Here is a 1,103-nt window from a genome sequence, read left to right as displayed (position 1 = left end):
TGCTCGTCCTGGGCGAGGTAGCCGACGCCGCCGGCGGCCTGGACGACGACCTCGCCCTGGTCGGGCAACTGCTGCTGCGGCGGCGCTGCGGAAGGGTTCGGTGCGGTCACGGAAGCAGCCAATCGATCGGATGCTGCTCGGCGAGGTGGATGGCGCCGGTGGCGAGGGTCATGGATTCGACGGCGTACGGCGGCCCTTGCGAGGACGACCAGGAGTAGCCGGACCTGGAAGCGGCCGACCGGTCCAGCCGGACGAGCACGGACACGGGCTGGCCGTGCTTCGAGAACTCCTCGCCCAGCTGGCCGCTGCCGAGGAAGCCGGTGATCCGCTGGCGGCTCTGGGCCGTCCTGCCGACCGAGGCCACCCTGCCGCGCAGTACGCCGTACTGCTGCGTCGGGACCGACTGGACGGTCAGGTCCACGGAGGCGCCGACGGGCACGGTGGATCCGCTGTCGGCCGGTACGTAGAGCACGGCCATGAGCGGGTCGTCCGCGTTCTCCACCCGTTCCACTGCCGCCACGTCCGCCCCGGTGGTGACCACGGAGCCGATCGCGGCGACGAGTGTCGTCAGCCGGCCCGCGGCGATGGTGCGCACGACGGTGTCGCCCCGCGCGGTACGGACCTTCAGCAGCGGGGCGTCGGCGGAGACCCGCTCGCCCTCTTTGGCGAGTACGCCGGTGACCTGGCCGGCGACGGGGCTCTGCAGGACGTAACTGCCCTGGGCGTGGGTGAGGATTCCGGGGGCGCCGAGTGTGGAGGAGACGGTACCGTTCACCGCCCACGCACAAGCGGCGATCATGACGGCGACCGTGACGATCAGAACAAGCCGGCCCTGGGGGCGGGCGAATCGCACCGGCAGATCAATTTCTTCGGGCGATTGCAGCTTGGAAAGCGCCTGTTGGCGAAACTGCACGACACTCTTCCCTCGACTGCAATGGTCTGTCAGGTATTCGGGGCCGCTCGCGCGGTGACAGCGGTACGGGCCCGGAAAGGCGGCCGTACGCCCCGGACCCTGGGTGGGCGTCGGCCAGCCGCTGGGTGGCCTGGGCCACCTCGGCGATCAGCAGATACATCCCGGTCCTCCGACTTGCAGGGGGCTTGGC

Annotated in this window: 1 protein-coding gene; it reads right to left on the bottom strand. The window is 70.6% G+C overall.

Annotated elements, in window-relative coordinates; genetic code table 11:
* Positions 1-106: 106 nt before the first annotated feature.
* Positions 107-913, bottom strand: coding sequence for an HlyD family efflux transporter periplasmic adaptor subunit (locus ACWD0Y_RS36710; protein WP_450264588.1), 807 nt, complete (start codon positions 911-913; stop codon positions 107-109).
* Positions 914-1,103: the final 190 nt, after the last annotated feature.

It is taken from the genome of Streptomyces altiplanensis, assembly GCF_053591575.1.
Note: the sequence above shows the minus strand (reverse complement) of the source record. Positions and strands in the feature narration are given on the sequence as shown.